This is a genomic window from Fervidicoccus fontis Kam940, from assembly GCF_000258425.1.
Classification (GTDB): domain Archaea; phylum Thermoproteota; class Thermoprotei_A; order Sulfolobales; family Fervidicoccaceae; genus Fervidicoccus; species Fervidicoccus fontis.
Genome location: NC_017461.1, coordinates 408,429 through 424,546 on the forward strand (window position 1 = coordinate 408,429; position 16,118 = coordinate 424,546).

Sequence of the window (16,118 nt, forward strand, 5' to 3'; positions counted from 1 at the left end):
TAAAGTAATTATTTTACATTTTATAAATGTTATATAATAATAAACATTGTAATGATGCTTTATCAATAAAAATTTGAATATATTAATTTTTATAAATAAACTTTCTATCTTTCTATATTTTTATTTCATGTGAACTAACCCTGCCCTTACAGGTGGGCATCTCCATCTTGTTATGAATATTTCCTGTCTGCAAGCTTTAAAAGCTTCCCGAACCAAAAGCGAAATGCTTAGAAAAGCATTATAGTCATGATCACTGATCAGAGCACGCAATCAGAAAGACAAAAATACGATCAGATAGAGTAAAGTCTTCTTTCACATATCCATACTTAGTACAGGACTTTGAGGCATACGCTGAATTTCCTTTCACTACCCATTAATTTCTCCACTCCTTTATCTATAACCTCTACTTCGTATATTTTACTTGTTTTTTAAATTTTTCTTAAGAAATTTATTAAAAAATTAATAAATCAAATTTTATGCTAAACTTTCGGTTGCAATTCTTATAGAGTCAACTTTAATGTAAGGGACTTTAGTAGGTATACTTACTTCCCACCACCAAATCTTATATATATCTTTTGAAAGCATTGAGATTTTCTTCAATAAATTGCTAAATGAATCGGCTATTCTAATTCTATCTAAATACCCTACAATTTCTCCATTTTTTATGAGAAGAATGGCATCCCTAGGCGCGGTAGAGAAAATGCCTTCTGCATAGTTGTGCAATCGTGTATACCAGTTGTTGTTGAAGAATATGCCGAGTTTTGTTTCCCTGATCATTTCTTCTAAGCTACTATCGCCAGTGTTTACTTTTATATTCCAGTTAATTGGAGCTAACATTCCTGCATTAGCTGTAGATTTCGTATTAAATTTCTTTGCAGTTTTCGAGTTGTGCAAGAATGTTTTAAACATTCCTTTTTCAATTATTGGTTTAGTATATGTGGCAAGTCCTTCGTCATCAAATTTAGTAGAGCCTGGAAGATCTGTTTCTTCTGGAGAATCATAAAGTGAAAGTTGTTCAGAATACATGTTGTTTTCATTATTTTTGAAAAATGAAAGGCCAGCTAATGCATTAAAAGCTGAAGCAGAAAACATAATGTAGTTCAGCAGATTTCCTGCAATAAGCGGTGACAATATTATGTCATATTTTCCGCTGTCAATTTTTTCTTTTTTATTTTGAAGCAAAGCAAATTGAGTTGCCTTTTCTGAGGTATTAAGAAGCTCTTTTTCATCAAGGTACCTTGAACCAAAACTCCACATACCGCTTTTTTCTCCTTTAAAGGATCTTATATAAGTTTTAACTGCCGTACTGACTTCATTAAAGTTTTCCTCACCATTTATAGACAATACTTTCTCTTCTTTGATAAACGAAAGAACCCCCGCGACCTTTTCTGCCCCGGATTCCAAAGATTTCTCTATCATTTTTTGCATGTATACGGGCACTTCGCTCATTTTTTCGATAACTTTGATATCAAGAATTTTTGAACTATGTTCAGCGTTAGGCTTTGGCAATTCAGCATAAAGTTCAGATGGTTGGATCTTGCTTATTACATTGCTACTGCTATCGAGTATTTTTCCAATATCTTCAAATGAGCTAAAATGTGTAGACATAACTGAAATTCTCTTATCCTTTGCAAGATAAAGATCAAGTCTTTTATTCGACCAGTTTTGTGTTATTGTTATCGTGTTATTTGCAGCTTTTGTCATCGTTTCTTCTAGATACGTAATTTTTACAACAACGTCATCAAAACCTCCTTTTTTCATTTTTTTAGCTACATCTTCTGCAATGTTATTTATTTCCCCACTCATTATGCGATCACCCCCACTTTCATTTTGCTTAATCTTATATTTGGTCCTCCATGCCAAACAGGAACGCCTTGATGAGGCTCGCCTTTCCCGCATGTTCCCGAAGAAAATTCTAGATTTTTATCTTTACTTATTATGCTACTGTAAAATTCTCTCGTATTGAATTGAAGGACAGGGTTTAAAACGGGTTCGCTAATTTCTCCTCTTTCTATTAGATACGATTCTAAACCTACATACCTTTGTCCCCATCTTATATCATCGATATTCCACTCCATATAGCTTTTAATGAAAATTCCGAAATTAATGTCTTCGATTAATTCTTCGAAAGTCATATCTCCTGGTTCTAAATATGTGTTTGACATTCTTACAATAGGCTCACTGGTATAATCCATAGCTCTAGCTCCACCGTTGCTATTTGTTTTAAATACGGATGCAGTCCATCTGTTATGAAGAGGCTCGTTCAAAAGACCCTTATAATAGATATATCTCTTTCTTGCGGGGACAGTTTCATCATCATATAAGTAAAATCCATTGCTCTCAGGTATTGTCGGATCATCTATAACTGTAGCATTCGAATTACCTATATACACTTTACCGATCATTTCAGGCTTTACAAAGCTTTCTCCTGCCTGTGCGCTTTCTCTCCCCCAGATTCTATCTGCCTCCATTGGATGTCCTGCACTTTCATGGACAATTAGACCTACTATTTCACTACCTACTACCACATCTACAGCATCTTTTGGGGGAGATTTACCTTCTAATAGAACTTTTTCTAGAGATTTTAAATCATTTTTTATTTCATCTTCAAGCCTCCAGCCTTTTAGAAGCTCGAGTCCTCCACTTGCACCTTTTTCTATCATTTTTTGCATTGATCCTTTCTGCGGGTCATATATAATTATGTTTCCGAAGAAGTACAGTCTAGGTATTTTACTCTCTACATATCCACCATCGCTATTGACGATAACTTTTTCTTCTATTTCATCACTGTATGATTCAAACATTGCATTCAATTTCGCATTCTTCATGGAATCTAGAGCAACCATGTACAAATTTTTCAAGTAAGAAATTTTTTCATCTATTGGCAATTGATCAAATGATTCTTTAACATAAACTTCGTATTTACTCTTACCTAGACTCCTTTCTTCAGATAGTGAAAAATTCTCTTTTTTATTTATATTGAGTGCTTTTGCATTGGCAATGGCTTTATCTATACCAGTAAAAATGCTTTCTTTACTTATATCATTTGTAGACGAAAAAGCCAAATTGCCGTTATAAAGTACTCTTATGGCTATACCTTTTCTTGACGATTTTCCTGCACTTATTAAATTTCCATTTCTAAGAATCACATAATTTTCTTCATTTTTATGAAATCTTATTTCTGCATATTTAGCTCCTTGTGTTAATGCATAATCCAATGCTTTTCTGAGTAAATCCTCATCCAAAGTTAAACATCTCCTCTTTCAATTGATAAATAATTTGTTGTTATAAATTTTAAATAACTTTTTTGTTGGAATGAAGAATAAAACTTTCGAATGTTTTCTTAAAAAATAAAAATAGTTATTGCAGCTACACAGTTTCTACCTAATTTTTTCCCTCACTCTAAACAGAGCATGGTTTTTGCATTTATTTGAGTTTATATCTTTCAATAACAGAGCAGTAAAGTTAGATACATTCTCCGGTAAACAACAAGTATTTTCGGGCGTAGCTTTGGGAGTTCCCGCGATATTCATGATACAATTCATAACATCTTCAGCGTGTGTTTACGTAATCTCGTATCTAACGGATAAAGTTTCTAATAATAGAGATGAAAGATGAAACCCTTAAAGATGTTTAAACCTTCATTGCAATAACAAATGAAAAGATTTTCAGCTGTAAAAAAACTAAATAGAACAAAAAAATGTTGAGTCTATAATAAAGATCCTTCATAAAACTAAGCGAGAGTAATATCAATAATATATAATAGCATGTTCTATGTTGTATAGAAGGTCAAGTACAAGCGTTACCTCTATAGTGAATATGTCTTCAAGTCAAAAAAGATCACCTTAATCATTCCTTGTGATATGATAGAAGACGAATGGGCCCGCGGGGATTTGAACCCCGGACCTCTGCCGCGTGAGGGCAGCGTCCTAACCAGCTAGACGACGGGCCCGAGCTATGGCAATTTTAGTTTAAATAAAATCTGTTTAAAAGCTTTTTCTAAAACTTTATTATTTTTAATTTTTTAATATTTTAACATTAAAAATATGAGGGGAAAGTTTTGAATAAAACCTCTAATATTCCCAAAGAACTTTTAGATAAAGTTGAATCATTAAAAGATGAAATGGTTAATACTTTGGTAGAACTCATAAAAATTCCTGCAATCAGTCCTAGTTCTGGAGGAGAAGGAGAGCTCGATAAAGCTAAAAAACTCCTTGAAATTATTAAAAAATGGAAGTTCGATGATATTATTGAAGTCAATGCTCCTGACCCAAGAGCAAAAGGAGGAATAAGACCAAATATTGTTGCTATTTATAAAGGTAAAAACGAAAAAGATAAGATCTGGTTTTTAACACATATGGACGTTGTTCCACCTGGAGAATTAAGCAAATGGACAGAATGCAAACCTTTTGAACCTGTCGTTAAAAATGGAAAGGTTTATGGCAGAGGATCCGTTGACAATGGGCAGTCTCTAGTAGCTTCATTATACGCAGTAAAAGCCTTGATGGACTTGGGAATTAGACCCTCTAGGACAGTGGCTTTAGCTTTTGTAAGCGACGAAGAAACCGGTTCTGAATATGGAGCGCAGTATTTATTAAAAGCCAGACCAGATCTATTCGGAGAAAATGATTGGATAGTAGTTCCAGACGGAGGAAATTCTGAAGGAAGCTTTATAGAAATTGCAGAAAAAGGTATTCTTTGGCTAAGAGTTAAGGTCACCGGGAAGCAGGTCCATGGCTCAATGCCCGACAAAGGACTTAATGCCCATCGTGTTGCTGCCGACTTTGTTATAACATTAGATAAAAAATTGCACGAAAAGTTTAACAAAAGAAATGATTTATTCGACCCTCCGAGGAGTACATTCGAACCGACTATGGTAAGAGGTTCAGCTGGTTCAGTTAATATAATTCCCTCTGACCATGAAATCACTTTTGACTGTAGAATATTGCCTGAATATACTATTGATGAAGTCCTAAATGTAGTAAACCAGACAAAGAATGAAATTATTGCAAAACACAAAAAAGTCATTGAGGGAGAAAGTCTACCCAAAATTGAAATTGAAATTGTTAATCGCAGTGATTCTACAAAGCCAACAGATCCAAACAGTGAAATAGTGAAAAAGCTAACAGAATCGATACAAAAATTGAGGGGCATTACACCGAAAACAGGCGGAATAGGTGGAGGTACAGTAGCGGCATTCTTCAGACAAAAAGGAATCCCTGCTGTAGTTTGGTGCACTATCGATGAAGTTGAACATCAGCCAAATGAATATGCTTCAATAAAGAATATGGTCGAAGATGCGAAAGTCTTCCTTTCACTAATGATATAAATTTTTAGCCCAAAATCTTAAATTTATTAAACACGAAGGAGTGAAGTAATAAAATATATATGAAGGTAGAGTATAGATTTATATTATTGTTATAATAAGAAAATTACACAAAGGTGGTTTCGTTGAAATTAAGTAGTGTTGTAAAAATCGATCCAAAAGGTAGGGTAACAATACCACTCTTTATAAGAGAGTCTATGGATATTTCAGAAGGAAGGTATATGGTGCTCATTGCTGACGTAGATAAAAAAGAAATGATTTTAACTCCAATAACTACTAAAAACGAAGAGCTTTATGAAATAAGAGTTGAGCTCCAAGACAAGCCTGGTGCTCTAGCAGATCTTACAAAAGCCTTCTTGGATATGAAGTTGGACATTTTAATATCTAAATGTTCTACTATAAAGAGAGGAGAAATTGGAGAATGCACGATGATCGTTGAACCTGGGAATAAAGAAATAAAACCTGAAGAAATCGAGAAAAAAATAAGCGAGTTGCCTGTCATCTACATGGTGTCTGTAAAACCTGTCGAGAAGAACTTTTAGAGAAAGCATATTTATGAACTCTACGAATTTAGTATTTGTCGGAACATGTGGCTTTCCGACATCAATGAAGAGAGTTTTTTCTCTAGTAGATGTAGTAGAGATTCAGAAATCTTTTTATGATTTGTTATCAGATAAAGAAATTTCTAATATCTTGAAAAACAAAAGAAATGAAAATAAGATAACCTTGAAATGCTGGCAAGTGATTACACATCCTTCAACTTCTCCTACGTGGAAAAAAATGAAAAATAAAATAAATGGAGAGATTAACAATTACGGATACCTCAAACCTACAAAAGAAAACTTTGAGGCATTCTCGAAAGTTGTAGATCAGGCTAGAAAGTTAAATGCAGAAGTAATAGTTCTTCAATCTCCTCCATCTATGCCTTATGACGAATATACCAAAGATAGAATTTCAAGTTTTTTTAAAGAAATTACAAGCATAGTTGAAAAAAATATAAAAATTGCTTGGGAACCAAGAGGAAAATATGCTGAAGATGATTCTTTTTTAGAAAAGATCGAAAATGAAAAAGTAGAGATAGTAACTGATGCATTAAGAAGAGGTAAAATTTTTTATGAGCATTTCCTTTATATAAGACTTCACGGTCTAGGTGGAAAAAGAGAAACAAACTACAAATATAAATACACAGATGAAGATTTAATCTCTCTATCAAAATTAATTGGAAAAGCTATAGTTCATAATAAAAATATATATGTTTTGTTTAACAATATATTTATGTTAGAAGATGCTGTTAGATTTAAAAAACTTATGACAGGTGCAATAAAATAATTAAGAGTGATTACTTTGAGCATCTATTGGTACAGATGCGATTTATGCGGGAAGAATTCGCCTACTGCTAATTGTACGATAAAAAATAGAAAATTAAATGTATGCTATAGATGTTTTATAACATTTAAACTTTGGAACAAATGTAGCGATTATGGATGGAAAATAGAGGTAAAGAGACTTAGCAATGCAAACACCGAAGAAAAACTGGAAAAACTGGAGTTTATATTAGAAGAAATTAGTAAAAAAGAATAAAACTAGAAAAGTCAATTTTATTCCATAGGTGAAAATTTATGAAGATTATCTTAAACGATGCAAGCGATCTTAAAGATATTATAGACGTACTCGCAAAAGTAGCAGAAGAAGTTCCTTTAACTATAAGCGAAAAAGGAATTTCCAGTAAAACCTTAAGTGAAGATAAAACTACAATGAGTATCTTAGAAATACCATCTGAAATATTTAATGAATTCGAGCTTGAAGAGAATATATCATTCAGGGTAAAAATTAGAGATTTCAACAAAATACTAAAAAGAGCAACAAAAAACGATGTTTTAGAACTTTCATTGGAAAAAGATAAAGGGATTTTAAAAATCGTTTTTAAAAATTCAAAAAACGGCGCTATTAGATCGTTTGATTTGCAGGTTTCTATAGAAAATGTAGAAGATATAGGCGAGCCCAAGGTAGATTTACCTATAGAATTTGAAATTCTAGCTGGTGATTTAAAGGATATTCTAGATGATGTCAGCAAAGTGGGAGAAGAAGTTGAATTTGAATATAAAAATTCGAGCATTGTGATTAAATCTGAAGGTCAAGGCAGAGCTTATATTGCAACTCTTACTGAAGGTAATCCTTTGATTTTATTAAAGTCTTCTGTAAGTGAAGCGAGTTCAAAATACGGTGTTGAGCTTTTATCTTCGGTTGCTAAAAAAATGGACAGTAACACTACCACAAAAGTGGCTTTTGGTTCACAACTTCCAATAAAAATACAAGTTCAATTTACACCTGGTGGATCGTTAACCTATTGGGTCGCTCCGAGAATTTAACAATAATTTAATTTTATGCTTATAAATTATCAGTGCTTTATTGAAAAATTCAAAGTAAGATTTCCAAGCTCTTTTTCATGTAACCTACTTCGCCTTAAATGATGGAGCTTTTGGTGTTCAAATAGAGCTTCACGCGCGCAGCTTCATCTAGGGTTTCAGAGGTCTCAACGCTCAAAAACCTTTACCCATTCATTTTCTCGATACAATGTGAGGTTTCCTGAGCGTCCATCTTTATAAACTTTTATACATGAAGATTTTAACATTAATAAAAAAATCTCAAATTCACATTTATACTATTTAAAAAACTATTAAATAAATTTCAAATTGACAATATTATCTTATTGATTTGCTTTAATGCTACTTGTTATAGTAGCTTTTTCTGGGCCGTGTGGTCCTGGTATAAATAATAACTTTGATTTATATATTTCCACTTTTCTTATTGGGTAGATCTTTTTTGCCTCTGAAAATATTTCCGTTGATAAATCATTTCCGACTAATAGCTGAATAACTTCATCAAAGCTCTTCTCCTTTATCCTTTCAGTAATTATCTTTTCCATAATTTTTCTGATAGCTCTTTTTTGGCTAGTATTTGCTTTATAGGATGTGAATGTTATAGCTATAATCCTCAGCTTATAGCCATCCTTTGTCTCTACGTTAAATATTCCCTGCACTTTGCTACTCTTTCTTCTGGTCAGAACCTTAATATAATCCCTTGCCAATTCGTGACCTTTAAATCTGGTATGTGCATTATGACCTTCAACCTTAATTATTTGGAAATTTAGCTTTATGTGAACCTGAGTATAATCACCAGTTATGTCATAGAGAGTTGCTTCTACTGTTCTTCCAATTAATTGCTCAGGAGTTAGAGCTGGTATGCTACCTATAGAGACTTCTCCAAATACCGATGGTGCAATAACCTCATACCATTTTTTCATTTTCCAGGTTTCTTTTAATTCTCTCCTTTTCCCTTTTACAGACGACATTTTCTTCCCCCATATAGGTAATCTTTATAACTTTTCTTTTGCTCCTTTTATTGAATTAATTACAGTTTCGATTGAATTTATATAATCTTCAATCGTATTTCTTACAGTTAATATATTAATTCCTTTATAAACAATCTGAATTAATATAGAAGTTTTGAGATTATAAGTTTTAACTTGAAGTTCGGGAGAACTTGTTAAATCATCCGGTACTAAAGAATTAATTATGCTTTTACACAAATTCTCATTTGTTAAAGATATCTGAATATCTGCTTTGATATTGAACAAATTTTCATTCAATTTTTTCACCGTATTATTTCTATATAGGGAAAAGTTAACTTGTTTGATGATTTTAAAATTTTATTTCTTGTCTCATTGTCTAAATTTGAAAGTTCAAATATAGAAGTATAAAGCTTTCCATCTCTCTCACATACCACTATTTTTTTGCTATCTACAAGTCTGCGGTTTCTAAAAAAGTCCCCAATAAATGAAACCGGCATAACTTCATTACATTTGATTTTCAAAAAATTTCCTTCGAAGGTCATATCCTCTTTTTTAAGAAATTTTTTAAATACATCTGCAATTATTTTAATGTAAAAATTTCTATGGACCATAAGTCCATGCAGAGGTAACATTCCAGCGTAAAATAAATATAATGAGGCTGGAGATACTTCTAAAGCTATATCTATACTTTCTGCGATTTCTTTCAGGTCAAAATCTATGTTATTAAGTGTAGCAGATATTGAAACTCTTATCAGATCCTTACCACCGGCATTTGGATCAATTTTTTTGTATTCGTTTAAGAGAAGTTCAGCTATTCTTTTTACTTTTTCTGAACTTTGTTGAGTATAGTTTAAGTACGGATCAATTCCCTCTTTTTCTAAAATTTGCTTTATAAACCCAGGGTCTGCCACAGAAAAAGAAGGATAAAAAGGATCAATGGTAAAAAACAAAGAATCAATGAGACTTTTTTCGCTTCCTCCAATTAAGTTTAAAGATTTCTTTAAGATTTTTAATTGAGTAAAAGAAAGATATGATGATATTAAGTGCTCTGTTTCAAAGGGCGTTTTGAGCTCCTGATATATACTCGAATATACTGCAACTTTTTTATCTTGATCTATAAGCATACTTCCTTCTAGGATTTGAAGAATGGAATAAACAGGATTAAATTGAATAACATCAATAGAGGGTTTTAATTGAATGCTTTTAGTTTTCGGAATTACAATTACTTTTTCATTGCTACTATTTTGCATTCCATTATAACCTATTAAAATATTTAGCCCTTCTTCAGAGAGTTCCTTGTCATATGTAATTTTTAAAAAGCATTTCTTCCTTGTTAAGGATAAACTGGATGCTAGAAAAATCCCTGCATGAGTGCTCATCTTGTCTGGGTATGCGCTTATAAATATTGGTAGGTCTTTTGAGATATATTCGCTTAATTTTTTTGCGTCATCCGCATAAGCTTCAGATATTGAAGGATTGCTCAAAATCCCACTCATCATTTTTTTGTTTTTATCAGATATTTTTACCTATATAAATAAAAAAGCTTATTCACAAGTTATCGATTATTTTACAACGGAAAATTTACTAACTTATGAACAAAAGCTTAAAAAAATTATAAACTTCTATACAATACATTCAAACGTAGTACTTGTAATTATAAATAAGAGAATTCTGATCATTTTCCAAAATAAGCTATAAATGGTTTTTATTGCTCTCCTTCATCACTGCCTTCGCTTTCTTCCTGCATGAGTTCTAAAGCTATTTCATAGTAGTCTTCAACTCTTTGCTGCTGCTCTTCGTCGCTAACTCCAAATTTAGAAGGTTCTGAAACTAAAGATGTAGTTTTTGGCTTGTCCTTTTCTTTGACTTTTTCTTTGATGACATAGCTTTCCTTTTTCTTCGCTTTCATCTCATATCCACATTTTGTGCATCTTAGTACCGTTTCTCCATCTTTTTTCACTGGTACCATGATGCCTCCACATTTTGGGCAAAACTGCATTTTTCCATTACCTCGATTATTTTTACTTTTAAAAAGCATTTTTACTATTTAAGCCATATAGAAATATTTAAAGATAACGCTATTACGCTTGAAACTACATTGTAACAAATTTTTAAACTTTTATCTTTTTTGATAAAATAATTTTTCATTGTGTTGCATTTTTACGATAGCACTGATCGAAACTTTATGCAAGGCTTTAGATAAAGAAAGAATTCATTCTAAAACAGAGAAGAACTTCCGAATTCTACTTCACCACAAAGAGCAATGCTCTTTAGACGGAATAATAGTTCTCATTTATGTGTGAATATATTGTCTACTTACGAAAAGTTGAGAATGAACAGAATTCTGTATTGAGTTTTTTAAGTTTTTTTCAAGCTCTTATATTTAACTCATATGATACAGAAGTAAAATTTTAGATCTTTTTTGTTATATATTGAAAATTTCTGCAAAACAACTTTGAAAAAAATTTAGCCTTCAATCATGCTATAAATGATTGGCCTTTTAACTGTTGTAAATTCGTTTTCTTATCATATTGAAAAGTGGATTTATTAAAAGAGATATTTTCATAAATTTATAAAAATAAATTTATATATTTTAGAACAATTTGCAGGGTGTTATTTTATTGAGTAAAAATATTACTGCAGTTATACTGGCTGCGGGAAAAGGAGAAAGAATGTGGCCTTTAACTTATGATACGCCGAAGCCGTTATTACCAATTTTGTGCAAACCATTACTTAATATTCATCTAAACGCATTAGAGGAAGCTGATTTATTAAACTCAGCAATCGTCTTAACTTATAAGAATAAGGAAAAAATTTTTGAATATTTAAATGGTTACAACAACCTAACGGGGAAAAAAATTAAATTAATGGAGCAAAGCTTACCGCTTGGGACAGGCCATGCAATTAAAGAGATTCTAGAAGGAGCAGAAGATCTCGGAGATGAAATTTTAGTTGTATATGGAGATATATTTGTTCCAAGTAAAGAAATGTCTAGAATTCTTAAAAACATATTGGAGTTTGATGGAAACATTATTGCTGTAAAAGAAGTGAATAACCTTTCGAAATATGGGCTAGTCAAAGTAGACGAACATGGAAATCTTTTAGAAATACAGGAAAAAAGAAAAGATATACCTCCTGATGTTAATGGTTATGTAAATGCTGGAATTATGAAGCTTAGAATTGGAGATTTGAAAAAATATATAGATAAGACTGAAATTTCGCCAAGAGGAGAAATTGAACTGACATCGGTATTAAATTTGATTGCAAAAAATAATTCTGTAAAAATTTATCCGATCGAATCCTCATGGATGGATGTCGGCACCCCATGGGATTTGCTTAAGGCTAATATAATTGAATTAGATCATTATTGCTCGGAACTTGGAAAGAATCCTGAGGACTGTTTGATATATGATAAAAGTACAGTTGAAATCATTGAGCCGGTTTCGCTAGAAGGACCGATATATATATCCGGAAAGGCTGAAATAGGTCCCTGTTCTCATTTAAGAGAACATACAATTTTATGCGGGGAAAATAAGATAGGCTTTTCTGTCCAAATAAAGTCCTCAATTATAATGAGAGGTGCAAAAATACCTCATTTAAACTATGTCGGAGATTCTGTAATTGGCGAATATGTAAATTTAGGGGCAGGCACTGTAACTGCAAATCTTAGGCACGATGGAAAAAACGTTAAATCGCTTGTAAAGGGAGAATATATCGACACTGGAATGAGAAAACTTGGCGCTATTGTTGGAAACTATACAAAAACGGGGATAAATACTTCTATATTGCCTGGGATAAAAATTGGTGCGAATACCTGGATCAATGCTGGATGTATAATTGATAGAGATGTACCAGACGATGCTATAGTATATTGTTCTCAAGAAAAGAAAATTAAGAAAAAATAAGAAAAAATGGGTAAACATCTTGGATAAGGGAAAAATTTTTCAAAACGAAGTAAACAACATTATAAAAAAGAGATTTGACTATCACATAGCATTGCTTTACCCTTCTACTTACAGATCTAGCCTATCTAGCTTAGGATATCAGTTAATTTATTTTTACTTAAACAGCTTTGAGGAAATTTTTGCTGAAAGAGTAATTACAGAATCAAGAGGGGATTATATCAGCATTGAAACGGGTACGCCACTAAGTAAGTTCGATATCATATTTGCAAGTGCTCACTATGAGTTAGAATATCCTGAAATTATAAGGACGCTATTGAGATCAAGAATATCTCCTTTGAAAGAAGAGAGAAATAGGCCGATTTTAATTATAGGCGGTCCTTCTCCTACGGCAAACCCTTTTCCGATGGGAAAAGTTGCCGATTTTATCTTTAGGGGTGAATTTGAAAGTACCGGCAAAAAATTTTTCGACTCAATTCAATATATTGATAATCCGAAGAAATTTAAAGAAATGCTTTCTTCTATCGAAGGCTTTTGGAGCTTGGAAAATAGAACAGAAAAAATCTCAATAGTTAAAGATTTGGATTCTTCTTTTTTTCCAATTATTCAAATACAAAATCCTCATACCGAACCAATTTTGGGAAAGGGGTTAATGGTAGAAACTTCTAGAGGTTGCAATAGAGGTTGCTTTTTCTGTATGGAATCGGCCATATCGCTTTTTAGAAGAGAGAGAAGTGAAAATAAAATTATCGAATTAATAGAACAAGGGCTAGAAGTTAATAACTTAAATAGAGTAATTTTCTTTTCTCTTAGTTTTTTTGATAGCGCTCTTGGAGAAAAAATCTTGAAGTATGTTGTAGATAGAGGCATAGAAGCAAGCATTCCAAGCGTCAGGATTGATTCTCTTGATGATAATAAAATTGAGCTGATAAAAAAAGCTGGACAAAAAACTCTTACTGTCGCACCGGAGACTGGTATATATGAGCTGAGAAAAAGCATTGGAAAACCTATTAAAGATGAAATGATACTACAAATTGCTGAAAAACTTAAGGCTCTTGATATGGGAATAAAATTATATTATATGATAGGGCTACCGGGAGAGAGGCAAAGCGATTTGGATGCTATCATTGCACAAGTGGAATATTTTTGGAAGACTCTAAGAAACAAGAAAAAAATTAAAGTTTCTGTAAATCCGTTTATTCCGAAGCCATTAACTAAAATGGAAAATGAAAAAATGGAAGAAGCAAACGAGCTACAAAGAAAAATTGATTACCTAAATGCAAAACTCTCGAAGATTTCTGAATTTGAATACTATCCTCCTAAATTAGCACGTCTTCAGTATACTATAAATAGCTTGGGAGAAAATGCACATGTTTTTTTAATTGAACATGCATTAAAGAAAATTAGGGACTGAGAAGGTTGGTAAATTACTTACCACCATTAATAGGTGTAATTGGAAAAACTAATGTAGGAAAATCGACGTTTTTTTCTGCAGCTACAATGACAACAGTTGAGATTAGTAACAGACCTTTTACCACAATAAAACCGAATCATGGAATAGGGTATGTTAAAATAACTTGCCCTCATCTTGATTTTGGTCTTGAAGCTTGTAATCCAAGAACAGGTTATTGTCAAAATGGTAATAGGTTCGTTCCTATCGAACTGCTCGATGTTGCTGGTCTAATACCTGGTGCACATATGGGAAGAGGCTTAGGAAATAAATTTATGGATGACCTCAGAAAAGCAGATGCATTTATTTTAGTTATCGATGCATCTGGGTCTACAAATGAAGAGGGGAACCCAGTACCGCCCGGTACCTACGATCCTATAGAAGAAGTTAAGCAAATAATAAATGAAGTTGATTTATGGTTGGCTAAAATAGTAAGCTCTGATTGGCAGAAGTTTTCTGTAAGTGTTGAAACAAGCAGAAAGAATTTTGTAGATGCATTATACGATAAAATTTCTGGACTATCTATAAAAAGATCTCATGTGATTGAGGTACTTGAAAGGATTGATTTGACAAATAAAAGACCGAGCAATTGGAAAGAAGAAGATTTTTATATTTTTGCAAAAGAATTAAGAAAGACGGCTAAGCCTCATATAATTGCTGCAAATAAGGCAGATCTTCCTACCGCATATGAAAATATTGAAAGACTGAAAAAAGAATTTCCCGAGGTTCCAGTTGTTCCAGTTTCATCTGAATCTGAACTAGCTTTAAGAAAAGCTGCAAAGATGAATCTGATCGATTATATTCCAGGAGATAGTATATTTTTTATAAAAGAAAATGTCAAGTTAACTCCACAGCAGGAAGTTGCTCTAAAATATATAGAAGAAAAAGTCCTTAAAAGGTATGGTTCTACAGGTGTTCAAAAAGTAATTAATTCTATAATTTACGATGTATTGAAAAAAGTTGTAGTTTTTCCTGTTGAAGACATTAATAAGCTTACAGATAAAAACGGCAATATATTGCCAGATGCGCTAATAGTAGATCATGAAGCTTCTCCTAAGGTAGTAGCGGGTTTAATACATACTGAACTAGAAAAAGGATTTCAGTATGCTATTGATGCAAGGACAAAGCAAAAGATGGGAGAAGGTAGCAGAGTTTATGATAGGCTTGTCTTTAAAATTGTCTCAACAATCTGAGTGTTCTCTTTCTGAAGGATGAAGGTTTGTTTGGTGCTCATCATTTTTATTAGTTATACAGCTTACACCTTTCACCTTCTAGGAGAGAGAAGGTCAAAATATACCTCATTGAAGAAATTTTCCCTTAATATCCGATAAAATTAAATCGAAAATTCTATATAAAAATCTTGCAGTATATTGCTTATTTCTCTTTTTGTCTTTTCGTTAACATCAAAGACAACAGCGCCCATTCCTGGTTGCCCATAAATTACTCTTCCACTGGAATTCATTGGTATTAATAAAGGGACATATAATGATAGAAGATCTTCCTCTCCTCTAACAATTACTAAAGATGAAATGCCTTGGATGTAGTTAATTAAAACTTCAGAAAGTTCTTCATTTATTGTTTCTTTACTGATAGTTCCTTGTTTGTTATATATTTCGATTATATCCGTATAGTAACTTTTTATCTTTGAAATATCATATCTTTCTCTTTTTGTCTGCATATCTACAAAAGAAAGCACAGGAGATTTTTCTGCAATTTCTATATACTTTTCCGTTACATAATCTCCTATTGTTATATACCTGAATTTATTATGTGTAGTTTTTATAAGGTTTTCAAAAGAGGAACCAGAATAAATTGGACCAAATGGTTCCGAAAGAACTTTCTTGAGTTTATCATTCATTTTTAGAACTATTTATCATCACCTAATCTTTATTGCATACTTTCCAGGCTTCGTAATTCCTAAGATTTGAGCTATTTTACTATTATTAACATCTAGGACAATTACAAGTCCTTCCCAATCATTAGTAAATTCTTTAGACCCGCAGACAGGACATACTTCGACATTTGGTTCTACAAGAGCCTTGCACTTTATACATGCCTTATAAGGAGATTTCAACCTTTTAGACATTG

The 16,118-nt window shown here is 32.4% G+C and carries 16 protein-coding genes and 1 tRNA gene; 8 read left to right on the forward strand and 9 right to left on the reverse strand.

Annotated features, from left to right (window positions below; translation table 11 throughout):
- Positions 1-474 precede the first annotated feature (474 nt).
- The 3 genes from FFONT_RS02085 to FFONT_RS02095 form a co-directional block, all read right to left on the reverse strand.
- The gene (locus FFONT_RS02085) at positions 475-1,806 is read right to left on the reverse strand and encodes a metallopeptidase TldD-related protein (RefSeq protein ID WP_014557565.1); all 1,332 of its coding nucleotides are present in this window, start codon (positions 1,804-1,806) and stop codon (positions 475-477) included.
- Entirely contained in the window at positions 1,806-3,245 is a 1,440-nt protein-coding gene (locus tag FFONT_RS02090; RefSeq protein WP_014557566.1) for a TldD/PmbA family protein, read from the reverse strand. The genes FFONT_RS02085 and FFONT_RS02090 overlap by 1 nt, the downstream gene beginning before the upstream one ends.
- Before the next feature lie 633 nt (positions 3,246-3,878).
- Positions 3,879-3,952, reverse strand: a tRNA-Val gene (locus FFONT_RS02095).
- A 171-nt stretch (positions 3,953-4,123) separates the two neighbouring features.
- Here FFONT_RS02095 and FFONT_RS02100 point away from each other — a divergent pair.
- The 5 genes from FFONT_RS02100 to FFONT_RS02120 all read left to right on the forward strand — a co-directional run bounded on the left by FFONT_RS02100 (position 4,124) and on the right by FFONT_RS02120 (position 7,695).
- Entirely contained in the window at positions 4,124-5,329 is a 1,206-nt protein-coding gene (locus FFONT_RS02100; protein WP_409335748.1) for a M20 family metallo-hydrolase, read from the forward strand.
- 122 nt (positions 5,330-5,451) lie between these two features.
- Positions 5,452-5,868 (forward strand): ACT domain-containing protein, encoded by a 417-nt coding sequence (locus FFONT_RS02105; protein WP_158308290.1) that lies wholly within the window; start codon positions 5,452-5,454, stop codon positions 5,866-5,868.
- Positions 5,869-5,881: 13 nt separating this feature from the next.
- On the forward strand, positions 5,882-6,655 hold the full coding sequence (locus FFONT_RS02110) for a DUF72 domain-containing protein (protein WP_148683530.1): 774 nt from the start codon (positions 5,882-5,884) through the stop codon (positions 6,653-6,655).
- Positions 6,656-6,670: 15 nt separating this feature from the next.
- On the forward strand, positions 6,671-6,907 hold the full coding sequence (locus FFONT_RS02115; RefSeq protein ID WP_148683531.1) for a hypothetical protein: 237 nt from the start codon (positions 6,671-6,673) through the stop codon (positions 6,905-6,907).
- Between the two features lie 38 nt (positions 6,908-6,945).
- Positions 6,946-7,695: a DNA polymerase sliding clamp gene (locus FFONT_RS02120; protein WP_014557571.1), complete on the forward strand. Its 750-nt coding sequence runs from the start codon at positions 6,946-6,948 to the stop codon at positions 7,693-7,695.
- A 338-nt stretch (positions 7,696-8,033) separates the two neighbouring features.
- On the opposite strand, the gene FFONT_RS02125 is transcribed toward FFONT_RS02120, so the two are convergent.
- From FFONT_RS02125 to FFONT_RS02140, 4 genes are all read right to left on the reverse strand, one after another.
- Positions 8,034-8,678, reverse strand: coding sequence for a 30S ribosomal protein S3ae (locus FFONT_RS02125; RefSeq protein WP_014557572.1), 645 nt, complete (start codon positions 8,676-8,678; stop codon positions 8,034-8,036).
- A 24-nt stretch (positions 8,679-8,702) separates the two neighbouring features.
- On the reverse strand, positions 8,703-8,975 hold the full coding sequence (locus tag FFONT_RS02130) for a KEOPS complex subunit Pcc1 (protein ID WP_158308291.1): 273 nt from the start codon (positions 8,973-8,975) through the stop codon (positions 8,703-8,705).
- A gap of 5 nt (positions 8,976-8,980) precedes the next feature.
- Positions 8,981-10,162: a hypothetical protein gene (locus tag FFONT_RS02135; RefSeq protein WP_148683533.1), complete on the reverse strand. Its 1,182-nt coding sequence runs from the start codon at positions 10,160-10,162 to the stop codon at positions 8,981-8,983.
- Positions 10,163-10,383: 221 nt separating this feature from the next.
- Positions 10,384-10,716, reverse strand: coding sequence for a zf-TFIIB domain-containing protein (locus FFONT_RS02140; protein WP_322741382.1), 333 nt, complete (start codon positions 10,714-10,716; stop codon positions 10,384-10,386).
- A gap of 583 nt (positions 10,717-11,299) precedes the next feature.
- On the opposite strand from FFONT_RS02140, the gene glmU reads away from it, so the two are divergent.
- The 3 genes from glmU to FFONT_RS02155 are packed head-to-tail and all read left to right on the forward strand — an operon-like array spanning position 11,300 to position 15,223.
- Positions 11,300-12,583 (forward strand): bifunctional sugar-1-phosphate nucleotidylyltransferase/acetyltransferase, encoded by a 1,284-nt coding sequence (glmU, locus tag FFONT_RS02145; RefSeq protein WP_014557577.1) that lies wholly within the window; start codon positions 11,300-11,302, stop codon positions 12,581-12,583.
- 19 nt (positions 12,584-12,602) lie between these two features.
- Positions 12,603-13,994, forward strand: a complete 1,392-nt coding sequence (locus FFONT_RS02150; protein WP_014557578.1) for a B12-binding domain-containing radical SAM protein — start codon at positions 12,603-12,605, stop codon at positions 13,992-13,994.
- A 5-nt stretch (positions 13,995-13,999) separates the two neighbouring features.
- Positions 14,000-15,223 carry a redox-regulated ATPase YchF gene (locus FFONT_RS02155; RefSeq protein ID WP_014557579.1) on the forward strand — a complete coding sequence of 408 codons (1,224 nt, stop codon included), beginning with the start codon at positions 14,000-14,002 and terminating at the stop codon, positions 15,221-15,223.
- Positions 15,224-15,363: 140 nt separating this feature from the next.
- Here the strand turns inward: FFONT_RS02155 and FFONT_RS02160 are convergent, their stop codons facing one another.
- Both FFONT_RS02160 and spt4 read right to left on the reverse strand, forming a co-directional pair.
- Entirely contained in the window at positions 15,364-15,888 is a 525-nt protein-coding gene (locus FFONT_RS02160) for a GTP-dependent dephospho-CoA kinase family protein (protein WP_014557580.1), read from the reverse strand.
- 18 nt (positions 15,889-15,906) lie between these two features.
- Positions 15,907-16,116: a transcription elongation factor subunit Spt4 gene (spt4, locus tag FFONT_RS02165; RefSeq protein WP_014557581.1), complete on the reverse strand. Its 210-nt coding sequence runs from the start codon at positions 16,114-16,116 to the stop codon at positions 15,907-15,909.
- Between the last annotated feature and the right edge of the window lie 2 nt (positions 16,117-16,118).